Annotated in this window: 12 protein-coding genes; 7 read left to right on the plus strand and 5 right to left on the minus strand. The window is 64.6% G+C overall.

All coding sequences use genetic code 11. The features are described 5' to 3' along the window. Positions 1-93: 93 nt before the first annotated feature. The 3 genes from ACODSN_RS00315 to ACODSN_RS00325 all read left to right on the plus strand — a co-directional run bounded on the left by ACODSN_RS00315 (position 94) and on the right by ACODSN_RS00325 (position 7,072). Positions 94-2,064 (plus strand): autotransporter assembly complex protein TamA, encoded by a 1,971-nt coding sequence (locus ACODSN_RS00315; RefSeq protein WP_489052597.1) that lies wholly within the window; start codon positions 94-96, stop codon positions 2,062-2,064. Continuing rightward, positions 2,064-6,230 carry a translocation/assembly module TamB domain-containing protein gene (locus ACODSN_RS00320; protein ID WP_489052232.1) on the plus strand — a complete coding sequence of 1,389 codons (4,167 nt, stop codon included), beginning with the start codon at positions 2,064-2,066 and terminating at the stop codon, positions 6,228-6,230. The genes ACODSN_RS00315 and ACODSN_RS00320 overlap by 1 nt, the downstream gene beginning before the upstream one ends. A gap of 188 nt (positions 6,231-6,418) precedes the next feature. After that, entirely contained in the window at positions 6,419-7,072 is a 654-nt protein-coding gene (locus ACODSN_RS00325; RefSeq protein ID WP_489052233.1) for an outer membrane protein, read from the plus strand. Between the two features lie 75 nt (positions 7,073-7,147). Here the strand turns inward: ACODSN_RS00325 and pyrF are convergent, their stop codons facing one another. After that, complete coding sequence (pyrF, locus tag ACODSN_RS00330) at positions 7,148-7,822, minus strand: orotidine-5'-phosphate decarboxylase (RefSeq protein WP_489052234.1); 675 nt, start codon at positions 7,820-7,822, stop codon at positions 7,148-7,150. Then, entirely contained in the window at positions 7,819-8,145 is a 327-nt protein-coding gene (locus ACODSN_RS00335; RefSeq protein ID WP_489052236.1) for a lipopolysaccharide assembly protein LapA domain-containing protein, read from the minus strand. The genes pyrF and ACODSN_RS00335 overlap by 4 nt, the downstream gene beginning before the upstream one ends. 149 nt (positions 8,146-8,294) lie before the next feature. Between ACODSN_RS00335 and ku the strand changes: the two genes are divergently transcribed. The 3 genes from ku to ACODSN_RS00350 all read left to right on the plus strand — a co-directional run bounded on the left by ku (position 8,295) and on the right by ACODSN_RS00350 (position 11,924). Further along, positions 8,295-9,161, plus strand: coding sequence for a non-homologous end joining protein Ku (gene ku, locus ACODSN_RS00340; protein WP_489052237.1), 867 nt, complete (start codon positions 8,295-8,297; stop codon positions 9,159-9,161). Positions 9,162-9,164: 3 nt separating this feature from the next. Continuing rightward, entirely contained in the window at positions 9,165-11,657 is a 2,493-nt protein-coding gene (gene ligD, locus ACODSN_RS00345; protein WP_489052239.1) for a DNA ligase D, read from the plus strand. 72 nt (positions 11,658-11,729) lie between these two features. Next, positions 11,730-11,924, plus strand: a complete 195-nt coding sequence (locus ACODSN_RS00350; protein ID WP_489052240.1) for a hypothetical protein — start codon at positions 11,730-11,732, stop codon at positions 11,922-11,924. A gap of 105 nt (positions 11,925-12,029) precedes the next feature. On the opposite strand, the gene ACODSN_RS00355 is transcribed toward ACODSN_RS00350, so the two are convergent. Next, positions 12,030-12,443, minus strand: coding sequence for an EF-hand domain-containing protein (locus ACODSN_RS00355; RefSeq protein ID WP_489052241.1), 414 nt, complete (start codon positions 12,441-12,443; stop codon positions 12,030-12,032). Between the two features lie 263 nt (positions 12,444-12,706). Here ACODSN_RS00355 and purB point away from each other — a divergent pair, with 263 nt between their 5' ends. Further along, the gene (gene purB / locus ACODSN_RS00360; RefSeq protein ID WP_489052242.1) at positions 12,707-14,023 is read left to right on the plus strand and encodes an adenylosuccinate lyase; all 1,317 of its coding nucleotides are present in this window, start codon (positions 12,707-12,709) and stop codon (positions 14,021-14,023) included. A 44-nt stretch (positions 14,024-14,067) separates the two neighbouring features. Here the strand turns inward: purB and ACODSN_RS00365 are convergent, their stop codons facing one another. Beyond that, on the minus strand, positions 14,068-14,709 hold the full coding sequence (locus tag ACODSN_RS00365) for a hypothetical protein (protein ID WP_489052243.1): 642 nt from the start codon (positions 14,707-14,709) through the stop codon (positions 14,068-14,070). Positions 14,710-14,847: 138 nt separating this feature from the next. Then, positions 14,848-16,290: a sigma-54-dependent transcriptional regulator gene (locus ACODSN_RS00370; RefSeq protein ID WP_489052245.1), complete on the minus strand. Its 1,443-nt coding sequence runs from the start codon at positions 16,288-16,290 to the stop codon at positions 14,848-14,850. Positions 16,291-16,429: the final 139 nt, after the last annotated feature.

Here is a 16,429-nt window from a genome sequence, read left to right on the forward strand (position 1 = left end):
CCCGGCTATTGGTCTAGACCCGTGCATATGATTACCGGTTTGCGGACCCTTGGCCGCGTTTCAGGCTTGCCGTTCGCCGCCCGTTTCGTGCTGCTGCCCCTTGTGCTGGCGCCGGGCACGGGATGGACGCAGCCACCGGCTCCCTCAGTTGCGCCTGCTCCGGCCAATCAAGGGCTGGATTCGATGCCCGATATCGGGGTGGACTGGCCGGATATGGGGTCGGCGGACAGCGTCGTGCCGCTGCCGTCTGATCCGGCCGCTGGGCAGCCCGGCGACGCGGCGACAGCGGATGCCGCGCCCACGCCATCGGAACCGGCCGACGCCACCGCTGCCTTTGCCGATAATGCGGAAGAACGCCGCTATGGCGTGACGCTCAACGGCCTGGACGCGATCGCCGACAGCCAGTTCATGAGCCGTTTCGATGCCCTCTCCGTCTTGCGGCAGGGCGAGGGGAAGGCGGCGAACCTTGCCCAGATCAACCGGCGCATCAAGGAGGATAATGATGTGCTCGATCGCCTGCTGCGGGCGAAGGGCTATTATGCCGCGCGTATCCGAAGCGCCGTGACGGCGGCGGGCGACGGGCGGCTCGCCGTTACGTTCGATGTCATTGCGGGCACGCAATATCAGCTCTCGTCCGTCGCCGTCGAGGGGCTGGAATCCACGGGTGAGCGGGAAGCGCGGCTGCGGGCGGCCTTCCCGGTGGTGGTGGGCGATCCGGTCGATGCCGACCGCATTCTGGCGGGCCGGGACGCGCTGTCGGAAGTGCTGGCGCAGGGCGGTTTCCCCTTCGCGAAGGTCGGTGAGCCGGAAGTGCGGATCGACCATGAAGAGCGCAAGGGCGATCTCGATATCATCGTGACGCCGGGCGGCTATCGCAGCTTCGGCGCGATCCGGCTCAATGATGACTCGCTGTTCAGCGCGCGCCATCTGGAACAGATCGCGCGCTTTCATACCGGCGATACCTATAACGCCGCCGATGTCGAGGATCTGCGCCGGGCGATCGTCGCGACCGGCCTGGTCTCGTCCGTCAAGCTCAGCCCCAAGGATGCGGGCGACGGCGAGCATGTCGATCTGGCGGTCGATGTGGGGCCCGCGCCGTTGCGGACGATCGCCGGAGAATTGGGTTATGGCACAGGCGAGGGCTATCGCGCGGAAATTAGCTGGCAGCACCGCAATTTCTTTCCGCCCGAAGGCGCGATGACGTTTCGCGGCGTGCTGGGGACGCAGGAGCAGACCGCGTCGGCCACCTTCCGCCGCAGCAATTTCCGCGAGCGCGACCATGTGCTGACCGGCCTGCTGTCGGTCAGCAATATCAAGCGCGACGCCTATGACGCCCGCACTATCACCCTGTCAGGCGCGCTGGAACGCCAGACCAATATCCTGTTCCAGAAAAAATGGGTGTGGCGCGTCGGCGCGGAACTCGTGGCCTCCGACGAGGCCGATGCATTCAGCAACGGCAACCGGCGCACCTTCCTGATCGCCGCCGTGCCGCTCAGCCTGACCTATGACGGCAGCGACGACCTGCTCAATCCGACCACCGGGTTTCGTCTGGGCGGCCGGGTCAGCCCCGAATTGTCCTTCCAGAACTCGACCTTCGCCTACACCCGGGTGCAGGTGGACGGCAGCATCTACCAGCCGGTGAGCGATCGCGTCGTGCTGGCGGCGCGGACCCGCTTCGGCACGATTTTCGGGTCCACGGTCGACCGTATCGCGCCGTCGAGGCGTTTCTATGCGGGCGGCGGCGCGTCGGTGCGCGGCTATGGTTATCAGCGGATCGGGCCGCGCTATGGCGACAATGATCCGGTCGGCGGCAAGAGCCTGGCCGAATTTTCGCTGGAAACGCGCGTTCGCTTCGGCAATTTCGGCGTTGTGCCCTTCGTGGATGCGGGCAATATCTCGACCAGCTTTATGCCGCGCTTCCGCGACCTTCGCATCGGCGCGGGCATGGGGCTGCGCTATTATAGCAGCTTCGGTCCCATACGCCTCGATATCGGCACCCCGCTCAATCCGCAGGCGGGCGATCCGCGCGTCGCCGTCTATGTCTCGCTGGGGCAGGCTTTCTGATGGCCAAGCCGCTGCCCTTGCCGCGCAAGCGGGTCTGGGATGGACCTTGGCAGCGTCGACTGGCGGCCGTCCTCGGCGCGCTGTTGCTGATCCTCGTCGCCGCGCTCATGTGGCTGGATACGGGATCGGGGCACCGCTTTCTCGTCTCGCGGATCGTCGCGCTCCACCCGCCATCCGGCCTGCGTATCGAGGTGCGGGATATCGAGGGCAGCATCTACCGCAAGGCGGTGTTGCGCGGGGTGGCGTTGTCCGATGCGAAGGGCCGCTTTTTCGAAGCGCCCCGCGTGGAACTGGACTGGTGGCCCTTCGCCTGGTTGTCCAACCGCCTCGACATCGACCGGCTGGTGATCCCCCGCGCGACGCTGCACAAGCTGCCCCGGCTCAATCCCAGCACGCGGCAGGGGCCGATCCTGCCGGGCTTCGATATTCGCCTGATGCAGTTTTCCGTGGGTCGGTTGTCGATCGACAAGGGCGTGGCGGGGCGTGCACAAACGGCCAGCCTTTCGGGCGACGCCGACATTCGCGGCGGCCGGGCGATCATCGATCTGTCGGTCCATGTAACCGGCAGCGCCGACTCGCTGCAATTCGCGCTCGACAGTCGGCCGGATGCGGACAAATTCGACCTCGACGTAACAGTGAACGCGCCCGCCGGTGGGGTATTGGCGAAGATGGCCGGGCTGCGACAGGACGGCAATCTGCGCATTCAGGGCAAGGGCAGCTGGACGCGCTGGGACGGGCATCTGGCGGCGATGCTCGATGCCCGCCCTGCCGCCGACCTCACCCTCGCGGTGCGCAGCGGCACCTATTCGGCCAGCGGGTCGATCGAAGGGGCGGCGATCGCCGGGAACGGCCTCGTACGCCGCCTGTCCGACCCCCGCCTCACCGTGCGGGCGGACGGCACCCTGGTCGACCGCATCGTCAAGGGGCGGGTCACGCTTCGGTCGCAGGCGATGGATGTCAGCGCCAACGGAGCGATCGACCTGCGCAACAATGCGCTCGACAATCTGCTGTTCGATGTGAAGCTGATCCGGCCCGGCGCGTTGCTGAAAAACATGGGCGGACGTGACGTCGCGGCGCGCATCCGGCTCGATGGTCCGATGGCGCGACCGGGCTTTGAATATCTGCTGACCGCACGCCAGATCGCATTCGGCAAGACCCTTATCAACGATGTCCGCGCGGACGGAAAAGGCCGGCGAGCGGCGGAAGGGCCGGCGCTCATTCCCCTGCGACTGCGCGCCAGAACATTGGATGGGCAGGGGCAACTTGTCGGCGGCATCGTCCGCAATTTCGCGCTCGACGGGGTATTGCAGGTCCGGGGGCAGCAGATCATCAGCAATCCCATGCCGCTGCGCTCCGACAAGCTGCGGGGCAAGCTGATCGTGCTCGCCGATCTCAGGACCGGCCGTTATGATCTGGGTCTCGACGGGCAGATTATCGGCCTTGCCATTCGCGGGCTGGGTATCGTCGACGTCACGTCGAAGCTGCGGGCGGTGCCCGGTCCGAACGGCGCTTTCGGCCTCAGCGGCAATGCGCTGGCGCGGATGCGCCGGCTCGACAACGCATTTCTCCGATCGCTGGGCGGGGGGCTTCCGACATTGCGCAGCGCGCTGGCGCTCCGGCCGGACGGGCAACTGGCGCTCACGAACATGACGCTCGACGCGCCGCTGCTGACGCTGTCGGCCGATGGCGTCCGCCGCCGCGACGGCAGTTTTCATATCGAAGGCACGGGGCGTCACATCCGCTATGGACCGCTCACCCTGACGCTGGATGGCAAGATCGAGCGGCCGACCATCGACGTGCTGCTGGCGCGCCCGATGGATGCGCTGGGCCTGCGGGATGTGCGCGCGCATCTGGCGCCCAACGAAGCGGGCTATGCCTTCACCGCGCAGGGCGGATCGACCCTTGGCCCGTTCGAGGGCGATGGCGTCCTGCTACTCCCTCCCAATGCGCAGGCGATCATCCGCGTCGCCCGTCTCGCGGTGTCGGGCGTCACCGCGCGCGGGGATATTCGTCCAGTCACCGATGGTCTCGACGGCCGTCTCGACGTCGCAGGGCCGGTGACGGGCACGGTGGGGCTGACGCCGGTGCGGGGTATGCAGCAGGTGGCGCTAAAGCTCGACGCCACAAACGCCAGCTTCGATGGCCCGACCCTCATCTCGGTGCGGCGCGGAAAACTGGATGCGACGCTGCTGCTCGATCCGGCCGGAACATCGATCAATGCGACCGCACAGGCGCGGGGCCTGCGCATCGGTGCGGTGCAGCTCGGCCGGGTCGCGCTCAATGCCGATCTGATCGATGGCGCGGGCAAGGTGCGCGCCAGCCTGTCCGGCCAGCGCGGCCGCCTGTTCGACCTTCAGGGCGAAGCGGCGGTCGAGCCGGATCGCGTGGCGGTTTCGGCCACCGGCACGATCGACAAGCGCCCGATCCGCCTGACCCGCCCGGCGCTGTTCCTGCGCACCGACGATGGCTGGCGGCTGTCCCCGGCGACGATCAGCTATGCGGGCGGATCCCTGCAACTGGCGGGCGCGCGTGGCAATGATCTGACCAGCGTCGAGGCACGGCTGGATAAGCTGCCGCTCAGCCTTCTCGATATCGCGTCCGACGGTCTCGGGCTGGGCGGCGTGGCGACGGGATCGCTCAGCTATGCTCAGCCGCGCGTCGGGATGCCGACCGGCAAGGCGGAACTGCGGGTTCGCGGCCTGTCACGCTCGGGACTGTCGCTCAGTTCGCGGCCCGTCGATGTCGGCGTCAACGCGATTCTGACCCAGGATCGGCTGGCGACGCGCATGGTTTTCGTCGCCGATGGCCAGACGATCGGGCGCGGGCAGGCCCTGCTCTCGCCGCTCGGCAATCAGGGGAGCCTCGTCGACCGGCTGAACCGCGCGACATTTTTCGGGCAGTTGCGCTACAGCGGCACGGCGGACACGCTCTGGCGGCTGACGGGGGTCGAGATTGTCGACATATCGGGACCCGTGACCGTGTCGGCGGATGCGCGCGGCACGCTCGGCGATCCGGTCATCACCGGCCAGCTGGCGACGGATAATGCGGCGCTCACCAGCCCCGTCACCGGCATGCGGCTGAAAGGCGTCAAGGCGCGGGGCAGTTTTTCCGGCGCGCAACTGGTGATTTCCAGCTTTACAGCAACAGCGCAAAATGGCGGGTCGGTGACGGGTTCCGGGCGGTTCACGTTCGCCGGTATCGGGGGCGTGGACATGGACCTGTCGCTCGACGCCGATAATGCCACCCTGCTGGAAAGGGACGATATCGCCGCCACCATCACCGGGCCGATATCCCTCAAATCCAGCGGTGTCGGCGGCACCATCGCGGGCGATCTGCAACTGAACAAAAGCCGCTTCACGCTGGGGCGGGCGGCTGCGGTCGCGCAAATTCCCGAACTCAAGACCATCGAAATCAATCGCGGCGTCGAGGATTTCGACCGCTTGCGCCCGAATGTCCCATGGGCGCTGGCGATCAAGGCGCACGCCCGCAACCGGCTGACCGTGACGGGCCTTGGCCTCAACAGCGAATGGCGGGCCGATCTCGACATCGGCGGAACGGTGAACAGTCCCGCCATCGCCGGCACCGCCCAACTGGTGCGCGGCGGCTATGAATTTGCGGGCCGACGTTTCGAATTGCGCGAAGGCAAGATTCAGTTCGACGGCAAGACCCCGACCAACCCGACACTCGATATTCAGGCGGAAGCCGACGTCAACGATCTGTCGGCGACGATTCAGGTCGGCGGCACCGGCCTTGCGCCGGAAATCACCTTTACCAGCGTGCCCGCCCTGCCGCAGGACGAACTGCTGTCCCGCATCCTGTTCGGCACGTCGATCACCAGCCTCTCCGCGCCCGAAGCGCTTCAGCTCGCATCGGCGGTAGGATCGCTTCAGGGCGGCGGCGGGCTGGACCCGATCAACGCGGTGCGCAAGGCGGCGGGTCTCGACCGGCTGCGCATCATCGCCGCCGATCCGACCCAACAACAGGGCACGGCCATTGCGGCGGGGAAATATCTGACCCGCAAGACCTATGTCGAGCTGATTACCGACGGGCAGGGCTATTCGGCGACCCGCATGGAATATCAGGTGACGCGCTGGCTGTCCCTGCTCGGCGCGATATCGACCCTCGGTCGCCAGAGTGCGAATGTCCGGGTATCGAAGGATTACTGACCGCTCCGGTTCCAGATGACCTGCTTCAACTCATCCAAATTGAGGCACGGCTTTGCGACCAACGGTCCGATCCTGTGACAGATTCATCACATAAGTTCTTGTTTATCTGAGGTTCATGCAACCCTTGGCGTTCCCCTGACTTCATCGTCACTCCCTCGCGGGGGAGCGAATGACGAATGGAGTGAAACATGTATAAATTGATGGTCGCAACCCTTCTCGCCGGCGGCGTCGCCGCTACCCCGGCCATGGCGCAGGACCCGGCCCCCACTTTTACCGGACCGCGCGTCGAGGCGATCCTTGGCTATGATCATGTCGGAGCGGGCAGTTCGGTCGACAACAATAATGGCCGTGACGATCAGTCGATCGACGGCCTGCTTTACGGCGTCGGTGCGGGCTATGACGTAAATCTCGGCAGCGTCGTCGTCGGCGTCGAGGGTGAATTTACCGATTCCACCGCCAAGAGCGATCGCCGTGATCCGACCGACACGTTCGGTTTTGGTCGCGTCAGCCAGGGGCGTGATCTCTATATCGGCGCTCGCGCGGGCATCCTCGCCAATCCGGCCACGCTGGTCTACGTCAAGGGCGGCTACACTAATTCGAAGCTCAACGTGCTGGCCGGTGACACCAATCAGACCACCGACACCGCCTTCAAGCTCGACGGCTGGCGGATCGGCGGTGGCGTCGAACGGGCGATCGGCGAACATAGTTTCGCCAAGGTCGAATATCGCTATTCGAAATATGATGACGGCCGGATCAACTTCGCCAACGGCGCGACCAGCAGCCGCTTCGACGTTGATACCGATCGCCATCAGGTCGTGGCGAGCGTCGGCTATCGCTTCTGAATGAAAAGGGGAGGGGCCGTGTCATGCGGCCCCTTCACTTTAGAGTGCATTTCGGAGGGCCGGTGCGGCAACCCCCTATAACGTCGCTTCGATCGCGCGCGCAGCCATGTCGGGGTCGTCCGCCAGGCTAATCGGGCGACCGACCACCAGAATCGATGCGCCCCGGTCGAGCGCTTCACGCGGGGTGACGGCCCGCTTCTGATCGCCCATCGCCCCACCGGCGGGGCGAACCCCCGGCACCACGAAGAAACCATCAGGCCACGCTTTTTTCGCCAGCGCGACTTCCTCGCCCGAACAGACGATCCCGTCGAGGCCCGCGCTGCGCGCCAGATCGGCGAGCCGCGCGACCTGATCCTGCGCCTTGCCGCCAACGCCGATGTCCAGCAGGTCGCTATCGTCCAGGCTGGTCAGAACCGTCACGGCGACGACCTTGGTATTCACGCCCGCCGCCGCCTTCGCATCCTCCAGCATCGCCCGCCCGCCAGCGGCGTGCACCGTCAGGATCGCCGGTTCCAGCAGGTGCAGCGCCTGCACCGCCTTCGCCACCGTGTTGGGGATATCGTGCAGCTTGAGGTCGAGGAAGATCGGCAGGCCGAACTTCATCATCTCATGCACGCCATGATGCCCGTTCGCGCAGAAAAATTCGAGGCCAAGCTTCAATCCGCCCACATGATTGCGCACCTGCCGTCCAAGTTCCTGCGCCTTGGCAAGGTCGGGCGTGTCGATGGCGACATAGATGGGGCTGCTCATGCGGGACCTGTCGAAACTGGAGGGCTTTGCGTCGATTCTGAGTCTGTCACGACCGGCATGGTCGGCGCCGCGGTAAGGGCGGCCAGCGCGCGCTCGGCGCTTTCAAGACGGCGTTTGAGCCGCCAGCGCGTGGCCCGCGCCATGATCCAGAAGGGGATCGCGCCGAGCAGAAAGGCGATCAACATGGGAAACCAGATACGGGTCTCCCAAATGATGTCGCCCCAGATCTTGATCTCCATGGGTCGATTGTTCGCCTTGCAGAACAGGGCGATCGCGACGGCCATGACGACCCAGAAGGCGGTCCGCAAAAATTGCATCTTCATGGTCTCTAGCTGCTGATTTTGCACAGCCTAGGCGATTTTGGCGGCAGGCGGAAGCAGTTCGTGGGACGAACCGATGCGGCAGCCCATGATCGGCCTCGCCGGAACCGGCAATGCCGCCGCGCATTGAGCCAGGCAGGGAGTGCAGGAACATGGCGGCGCGCGCATATTGGCAGGGACAGATCAGGCTGGCGCTGGTGTCGATTCCGGTCGAAATCTATGCCGCCACCAAATCCGGTGCGCAGATCGCCTTCCACCAGATTCACGAACCGTCCGGCAAGCGCGTGCGTTATGAAAAGACGGTGCCGGGCCTTGGCGCGGTGAAGCCCGAAGACATCGTAAAAGGCTTCGAACTGTCCAAGGGCGACTATGTCCTGCTGGAACCCGAAGAGATCGATGCGGTAAAGCTGGAGAGCAAGAAAACGCTCGAACTCACCCAGTTCGTCGACGCGAGCGAGATCGACGTCCTCTATTATGAGCGGCCCTATTATGTCGTCCCCGCCGACGATCTGGCCGAGGAAGCCTTCATCGTCCTGCGCGAAGCCCTGCGCCGCACGAAGAAAGTGGGGCTGGGCCAGTTGGCGATGCGCGGCCGGGAATATGTCGTCTCGCTCAAACCCTGCGGGCGCGGCATGGTGCTCGAAACGCTGCGCTATGCCGACGAGGTCAACCGCGCGCAGAGCTATTTCCGGGATATCGATGATGTGAAACCCGATGCCGACCTGCTCGACCTTGCCGAAACGCTGATCGAAAAAAAGACCGCGACATTCGAGCCGGACAAGTTTCACGACCGCTATGTCGATGCGCTGCAAAGGCTGATTGAAAAGAAGAAAAAGGCCAAGGGGCGGCGGATCATCGAGGATGATGATAGCGCCCCGGCCAAGGCGGGCGGCAATGTCATCGATCTGATGGCCGCGCTCAAAAAATCGGTCGGCGGCAGCGCTCCGCCGCGCGCGGCGCCGAAAAAGGCGGCCGCCGCCAAGCGCCCGGCCAAATCGCCGCCGCGCAAGCGGGCATGATCCATGGTCGCCGATCCGCTCAGCGACTATAATCGCAAGCGCGATTTCACCCGGACGAAGGAACCGGCGGGCAAGCGCGGGCGCAGCGCCGGTAACAGTTTCATCGTGCAGAAGCATGACGCGACGCGCCTTCATTATGATTTCCGGCTTGAGATCGACGGCGTGCTCAAAAGCTGGGCGGTGACGCGCGGTCCCAGCGCCGATCCCGCCGATAAGCGGCTCGCCGTCAGGACCGAGGATCATCCGCTCTCTTATGCGCGGTTCGAAGGGGCGATTCCCAAGGGCGAATATGGCGGCGGCACCGTCATGCTGTGGGACGAAGGGACGTGGGAGCCACTGCCCGGCAAAAGCGCGAAAGATCTGGACAAGGGCCATCTCCATTTCATCCTCCACGGCCAGCGGATGAAGGGCGAATGGCTGCTGATCCGGCTGAAACCGCGCGGCGGCGAGAAGCGCGAAAACTGGCTGCTTCGCAAGATTGACGATGCGTATGCGGGCGGCGCGGACGATCTGGTGGCGCGCGAACTGACCAGCATCCGCAGTGGCCGCACGATGGGCGAAATCGCGGCGGACGCGCCTGCCGTGTCGCTCAAGGGCAAGAAGGGCAAGGCTTTCGACGCGGCGATGAAGCAGGCGGATGGCGCGATCCCGGCCATTCGCCCCAAAAAGACGGGAACGCGAGCGGGCGCTCTGCCCGCCTTCCGCGCGCCGCAACTTGCGACGCTGGTCGATGAAGTCCCGAACGGCAGCGGCTGGCTGCACGAAATCAAATATGACGGTTATCGCTGCCTGCTGGCGGTGGCCGGGGACAAGGTAAAAATCTTCACTAGGAGCGGGCTGGACTGGACCGACCGTTTCGCGGCGCTGGCCGCAGAGGCGGCGGAGATGGGCCTGCCCGCCGCGCTCATCGATGGCGAGATCGTCGCGCTGGACAGGCGGGGCAATCCGGACTTCTCGACCCTGCAAAAGCGCCTGAAGGGCGAGGATGAGGGCGTACTCGACCTGTTCGCCTTCGACCTTCTCGAACTGGACGGCATGGATCTGACCGATTTGCCCAATATCGCCCGCAAGGAAAAGCTGGCGGGCCTGTTGGGGAAGGGCGGCCCGCATATTCATGTGTCGGATCATGTCATCGGCGCGGGCGAAAAACTGTTCACCGCCATGTGCGGTGCGGGGCAGGAGGGGATCATCTCTAAGCGCGCCGCCGCATCCTATCGCGGCACGCGCACGAAAAACTGGCTCAAGGTCAAATGCACGCGGCGGCAGGAGTTCGTCATCATCGGCTGGACCCCCAGCAGCGCGAGTGGCCGCGCGATCCGCAATCTGCTGCTGGCGCAATATGACGGCGAAAATTTGGTCTATGCCGGCAAGGTCGGCACCGGGTTCAACGCGGGCAATAGCGAGAGGCTGATACGCGAACTCGGACATCGCGCGCGCAAGGAGGCCCCCGTCGCCGTTCCGCGCCCGGAGGCCCGCGGCGCGCATTGGGTCCGGCCCGAACTGGTGGCGGAAATCGCCTTCGCCGAATTCACGGCGGAAAATGTCGTGCGCCATGCCAGCTTCCTCGGCCTGCGCGAGGACAAGGAAGCCGCCGACGTCACAAGGGAGGAACCGATGGCGACACCCGATGACCATAGCGATGTCCGCATCAGCAACCGCGACCGGCTGATCTTTCCCGAAGCGAAGATCACCAAAGGCCAGTTGGCGGATTATTATGAGGCTGCGGGCGCCTGTCTGCTGCCCTGGATCGCCGCCCGCCCGATCAGCCTCGTCCGCTGTCCGCAGGGGCGGGCGAAGAAATGCTTTTTCCAGAAGCATGACAGCGGCAGCTTCGGCGACCATGTGAAGCATATCCCCATTGCCGAAAAGGACGGGGGGAGTGAAGATTATCTCTATGTCGAAGGTATCGACGGCCTGCTCGCCTGCGTGCAGATGGGCACGATCGAATTTCACGGCTGGGGCGCGCTGATCGCGGATGTCGAGCGGCCCGACCGGCTGGTGTTCGATCTCGACCCCGATGAAGGGCTGGACTTCGAGGATGTGAAAAAGGCCGCGCGCGACATCAGGCGGATGCTCGACGATATCGGTCTGGTCAGCTTCCCGCTGCTTTCGGGCGGCAAGGGCGTCCATGTGGTCGTGCCGCTCACGCCGCAGGCGCAATGGCCGCAGGTCAAGGATTTCGCCGACCGTTTCTCACGGGCGCTGGCGCAGGCGGAGCCTGACCGCTTCACCGCGACGATGAGCAAGGCCAAGCGCAAAGGGCGCATCTTCATCGACTGGCTGCGCAACCAGCGCGGCGCGACCGCCGTCCTCCCCTATGTCGTCCGCGCGCGCGAAAATGCGCCGGTCGCGACGCCGGTAAGCTGGGACGAACTGGAGGATGTGACGGGCGCGGGCATATTCACCATCGCCGATGTGGACAGGCTGATCGAGCGCGCGGCGTCTCGCGCCCTGCGGGGCTGGGGGCAGGCGGATCAGCTCTTGCCCGACATCTGAATGCGATGAACATTGTTCGTCCGGTCGACTTCGCTCTTTTCCGGCCAACGGGATTGGCTTAGACAGGAAGCCATGAGCAAAATCAAAGATCAAGCGCCCGTCAGCGGTGCGGAATCCGCCGACGCCACGCCCGCAGCGTCCCCTGCAATTCGCCCCGCGGCAGCCCGCAAATCGACCGGCAAGGCGGTCTGGATGGGAACGGCGGTAGGGATCGGTTCGGCCGCCATCGTCGCGGCCCTGCTTTACACCGGCCGCAATAAGGGCTGAGGCGCAAAAAAAGAGGCGGCATGGCTTTTATTCCATGCCGCCCCGGTGCGACCCGTGAGGGTTCTTATGTCCTGACTTCGTGACACAGGACAATCGGTATGCAGATCAGGCGCCGCCGCTCAGATAGGCGATCAGTTCCGGCTTGCTGACGGACGTGCTCTTGTCCTTGTCAGCCGTCGTGAACGCGCCGCTGGCCCAGGCCGTAACCTGATCGGGGGACAGGGTTTTGCCCGTCGCCTTCACTTCCTGATCTTTCAGCGCCACCATCCAGCGCGAAAACTCCGACTGGTCGAGTTGACCGTCCTTGTTCGCGTCATAAGCGGGAAATTCCGTATCCACGATCGCCGCAACCGCATTGGTGGCGCTCTGCGGCGAAGCGGGCTGCGCGGCGGAGGATTGCGGCGCGGCGGGCTGTGCCTGCGCGCCACTCTGCGTCGGGGATTGAGACGTCGCCGTGCCCTGCGCCAATGCAGGCGCAGTAATGGTCAGCACCGTGGTGAATAAAATCGTACGGATCATCGCAATCTCCTGAAACCGTGTCGAAGCCGGTTCAACTTCGTTCCTTCGAAACTCAGAGGTAACAATGAACGATAATCCGGCTTGTTTCATGAATATTTATTCATGTTGATCGGATCACCCGACAAACTCGGTCATCTTGTCCCCATAGGCAGCTAATTTTGCGATGAGCTGCGCCAGCGGATCGGCTTTTGCGCGATTTGCCCCAGCCTCGCGACGCTGCTACGCGCCCCGCCATAGCCTTTCTCTCATCATCAGGATTCGCCATGGTTCCGCGCTACGCCCGCCCGCAAATGACCGCTCTGTGGGAGCCGGAAGCCCGCTTCCGCATCTGGTTCGAGATTGAGGCGCACGCCACGGAGAAGCTCGGGGAACTGGGCGTCGTTCCGCCCTCCGCGGCCAAGGCCCTGTGGGACTGGTGGGGCACGAACCCCACGATCGACGTTGCCGCCATTGACGCGATCGAGGCCGTGACCAAGCATGACGTCATCGCCTTCCTCACCTGGGTCGCCGAACAGGTGGGCGACGAGGCACGCTTCATGCACCAGGGGATGACCTCCAGCGACGTGCTCGACACCTGCCTCGCGGTGCAGCTTGCGCGCGCGTCGGACATTTTGATCGAGGATCTCGACAAGCTGCTCGACGTCATCAAGCGCCGCGCGTTCGAACATAAATTGACGCCGACGATCGGCCGCAGCCACGGCATTCATGCCGAGCCGGTAACTTTCGGCCTCAAAATGGCGGAAGCCTATGCCGAATTTTCCCGCTGCCGCACCCGCCTGATCGCGGCGCGCGCCGAAGTCGCGACCTGCGCCATTTCGGGCGCGGTCGGCACCTTCGCCAATATCGATCCGCTGGTCGAGGAGCATGTCGCGCAAAAGCTCGGCCTCGCCATCGAGCCGGTCTCGACCCAGGTCATTCCGCGTGACCGCCACGCCATGTTCTTCGCGACGCTGGGCGTCATCGCCAGCTCGATCGAGCGGCTGTCGGTCGAGGTTCGCCACCTTCAGCGCACCGAAGTGCTGGAAGCGGAGGAATATTTCTCGCCGGGGCAGAAAGGCTCGTCGGCGATGCCGCACAAGCGCAATCCGGTGCTGACCGAAAACCTGACCGGCCTAGCCCGCATGGTGCGCAGCTATGCGATGCCGGCGATGGAAAATGTCGCGCTGTGGCATGAACGGGACATCAGCCATTCCTCGGTCGAACGCTATATCGGTCCTGATGCCACGATCACGCTCGACTTCGCGCTCGGCCGCCTGACCGGCGTGATCGACAAGCTGCTCGTCTACCCTGAGCGGATGATGAAGAATCTCGACAAGATGGGCGGCCTCGTCCACTCGCAGCGCGTGTTGCTGGCGCTGACGCAGGCCGGCGTCTCACGCGAGGACAGCTATCTCTATGTTCAGCGCAACGCGATGAAGGTGTGGGAATCGGACGGCCAGCTTTCGCTGCTCGAACTGCTCAAGGCCGATCCCGATGTCTCGGCGGCGCTGACGGCGCAACAGATCGAAGAGAAATTCGACCTCGGCTATCATTTCAAACAGGTCGATACGATTTTCAGGCGCGTTTTCGGCGAAGCCTGAACGGGTCCGGCGGGCGTGAATGGCGCGGCGTCAGGCCGCGCCGCTTATTTCCGGCCCGGCTTGCCCGGCACGGCGGCATTGTCCGCCACAGCGCCATCCGCTGCGTCGTCCTTGGGGGCGAAGATACGCAGGCTGTCGAGCACCTTCTGCGCGATCGGTCGATATTGTTCGCTCAGCATCTCGGGATAGACGAAGGTCGCGGTGACGATCGACCCGTCCGGCTGCTTGAGCAAGCGCACGGCGACATTATTGCCCTCGCCGTCATTGGCGGTGCCGCGATATTCGTTCGCGCCGACGAAATCGCCATCGACGGTGTCCGATCCGCTGCTGACCGACTCCACGATCTCCTGCAACGTCTTGTCATTGTCGTTCGCCTGCCAGAAGATACGGACGTCCGCACCCGCGCCGGGATCCTGAAACACCACGCCTGCGTCCGTGCTGGAACTCGCGTCCTTGACCCAGCCTTCGGGTAGCGTGGCCGAAAATCCGTGCACGACATTCACATAATTACGGCTTTCCGCCGCCTCGTCGGCGCGCGCACCGGCATTGGCCAACGCGCTCGCCGCCGCCGCGTTGGCGGCCGCGGCCAGCTCATTCTGGCTCGGCATATCCTCGACAGGTTCGGCCCTGCCGCAGGCGGCGAGCAGAAGGAAGGGCAGGAGCGGGGCGAGCGAAGCGGTTTTCATCCCCGTTCAAAAGCATAGGCGACCGCAATTATCAACGCTGCTGCGGTGCCGTGTCGCTGCCGATGGACGGAAAATCGCCTACGGGCCGGTGCGGCCTTCGCAATGCGCCCTTTCGCGCATTTTCAAACAGATTTTTACTCAGGCCGCGCTGTCGATGCCGAGTTCGGTCAGCTTGCGATAGAGGGTGGAGCGGCCGATGCCCAGCCGTCGCGCCACTTCGGTCATGCGCCCGCGATAATGGCCGATAGCGAGGCGGATGACATCGGCCTCGATTTCCGCCAGTTGCCGGACATGGCCGTCGCCTTCGAACAGGGTGATGCCCGCGCCTTCCTGCGACCGATGCACCACGGGGCTTCTAGCGCCCATGGGTTCGCTCTGCCCGCGAATCAGGATGTGCGCCGCGATCTGCGGAAAATCCTGCGGCGTCAGGGCGTCGCCCTCGCACAGCACCGCCGCCCGGAACAGGGCGTTTTGCAGCTGGCGGACATTGCCTGGCCAGTCATGCTGCATCAGCAGGTTGAGCGCGTCGCCCGTCAGGCCAAGGCTGCGCAATCCCGGCTGGGCCGCGATCCGCGCCAACAGGTGACGGCTGAGCGCCGGAATGTCGCCCATCCGCTCGCGCAAGGGCGGTACGGTCAGTTGCACGACATTGAGCCGGTAGTAGAGATCTTCGCGAAAACGCCCCGCTTCGACTTCTTCCTGCAATCGCCGGTTCGTGGCCGCGATCACCCGCACATCGACATGGATGGGACGGCGCGCGCCGATCGGCTGCACCTCGCCATCCTGCAAGACGCGCAGCAGCTTGACCTGCGCATCGAGCGGCATTTCGCTCACCTCGTCCAGAAACAGCGTGCCGGTGTCGGCGGCCATGAATTTGCCGACATGGCGCTCGAACGCGCCGGTAAAGGCGCCGCGTTCGTGACCGAACAATTCCGATTCGACGAGGTTGGCCGGGATCGCGCCGCAATTGACCGTGACCATCGCCTGTTTGTGACGCGGTGAGGCGGCGTGGATGGCGCGGGCGATGACATCCTTGCCGACGCCGCTTTCGCCCTCGATCAGCACGGGGATGCGCGCCCGCGCGGCCTTGGCGGCGATGGCGAGCGCCGCCCGGAACTGGGGCGCCGATCCCACCACATCCTCGAATGATAACGGAGCGCTTATCTTTTCGGTGAGCGGTCGCAACTCGCCATTAGCTTCATCAGTCAGCGTGGCGTTCAGCGCGGCGAGAATCCGTTCCGGCGCAATCGGCTTGGACAGATAATCGGTCGCCCCCGCGCGCATCGCTTCCACCGCGACGGCGACATTATTATGCGCCGTGAGGATGAGGATCGGCAAGGCGGGCCGTCGCGCGCGGATTTCGCGGATCAGGCCGGACGGTTCGTAATCCGGGCTCCACTGGTCGAGGACGATAGCGTCGAGCCGCATGCCGTCCTGCGTCCCCAGCATGGCGATCGCCGTTTCGCCATCGCTGGCGAGCAGCGTGCGCCATCCGGCACGCGCCGCGAGCGCCGCGACGAGCCGCCGTTGGGCGGGTTCGTCGTCTATCAGCATCAGCATCGGAATGCCGTCGCGCGCCATGGGTCCCCTCATTTCGGCCAGATCCGGACATTAGCGCCAAGGGGGTAAAGAGCGCCTTAATCTAAAAGGAATTTCTTGGACGCTGCGACTTGAGGGCCAGCCGCCTTGACGATATGAGGACGCCCGGAGATTGCATTAA

Source organism: Sphingobium sp. FG11, from assembly GCF_057809915.1.

What these genes read in the sequence shown, in the direction of transcription:
- ACODSN_RS00320 (WP_489052232.1), top strand. Translation starts at nt 2,064, where the DNA reads ATGGCCAAGCCGCTGCCCTTGCCGCGCAAGCGGGTCTGGGATGGACCT.
- ACODSN_RS00325 (WP_489052233.1), top strand. Translation starts at nt 6,419, where the DNA reads ATGTATAAATTGATGGTCGCAACCCTTCTCGCCGGCGGCGTCGCCGCT.
- pyrF (WP_489052234.1), bottom strand. Translation starts at nt 7,822, where the DNA reads ATGAGCAGCCCCATCTATGTCGCCATCGACACGCCCGACCTTGCCAAG.
- ACODSN_RS00335 (WP_489052236.1), bottom strand. Translation starts at nt 8,145, where the DNA reads ATGAAGATGCAATTTTTGCGGACCGCCTTCTGGGTCGTCATGGCCGTC.
- ku (WP_489052237.1), top strand. Translation starts at nt 8,295, where the DNA reads ATGGCGGCGCGCGCATATTGGCAGGGACAGATCAGGCTGGCGCTGGTG.
- ligD (WP_489052239.1), top strand. Translation starts at nt 9,165, where the DNA reads ATGGTCGCCGATCCGCTCAGCGACTATAATCGCAAGCGCGATTTCACC.
- ACODSN_RS00350 (WP_489052240.1), top strand. Translation starts at nt 11,730, where the DNA reads ATGAGCAAAATCAAAGATCAAGCGCCCGTCAGCGGTGCGGAATCCGCC.
- ACODSN_RS00355 (WP_489052241.1), bottom strand. Translation starts at nt 12,443, where the DNA reads ATGATCCGTACGATTTTATTCACCACGGTGCTGACCATTACTGCGCCT.
- purB (WP_489052242.1), top strand. Translation starts at nt 12,707, where the DNA reads ATGGTTCCGCGCTACGCCCGCCCGCAAATGACCGCTCTGTGGGAGCCG.
- ACODSN_RS00365 (WP_489052243.1), bottom strand. Translation starts at nt 14,709, where the DNA reads ATGAAAACCGCTTCGCTCGCCCCGCTCCTGCCCTTCCTTCTGCTCGCC.
- ACODSN_RS00370 (WP_489052245.1), bottom strand. Translation starts at nt 16,290, where the DNA reads ATGGCGCGCGACGGCATTCCGATGCTGATGCTGATAGACGACGAACCC.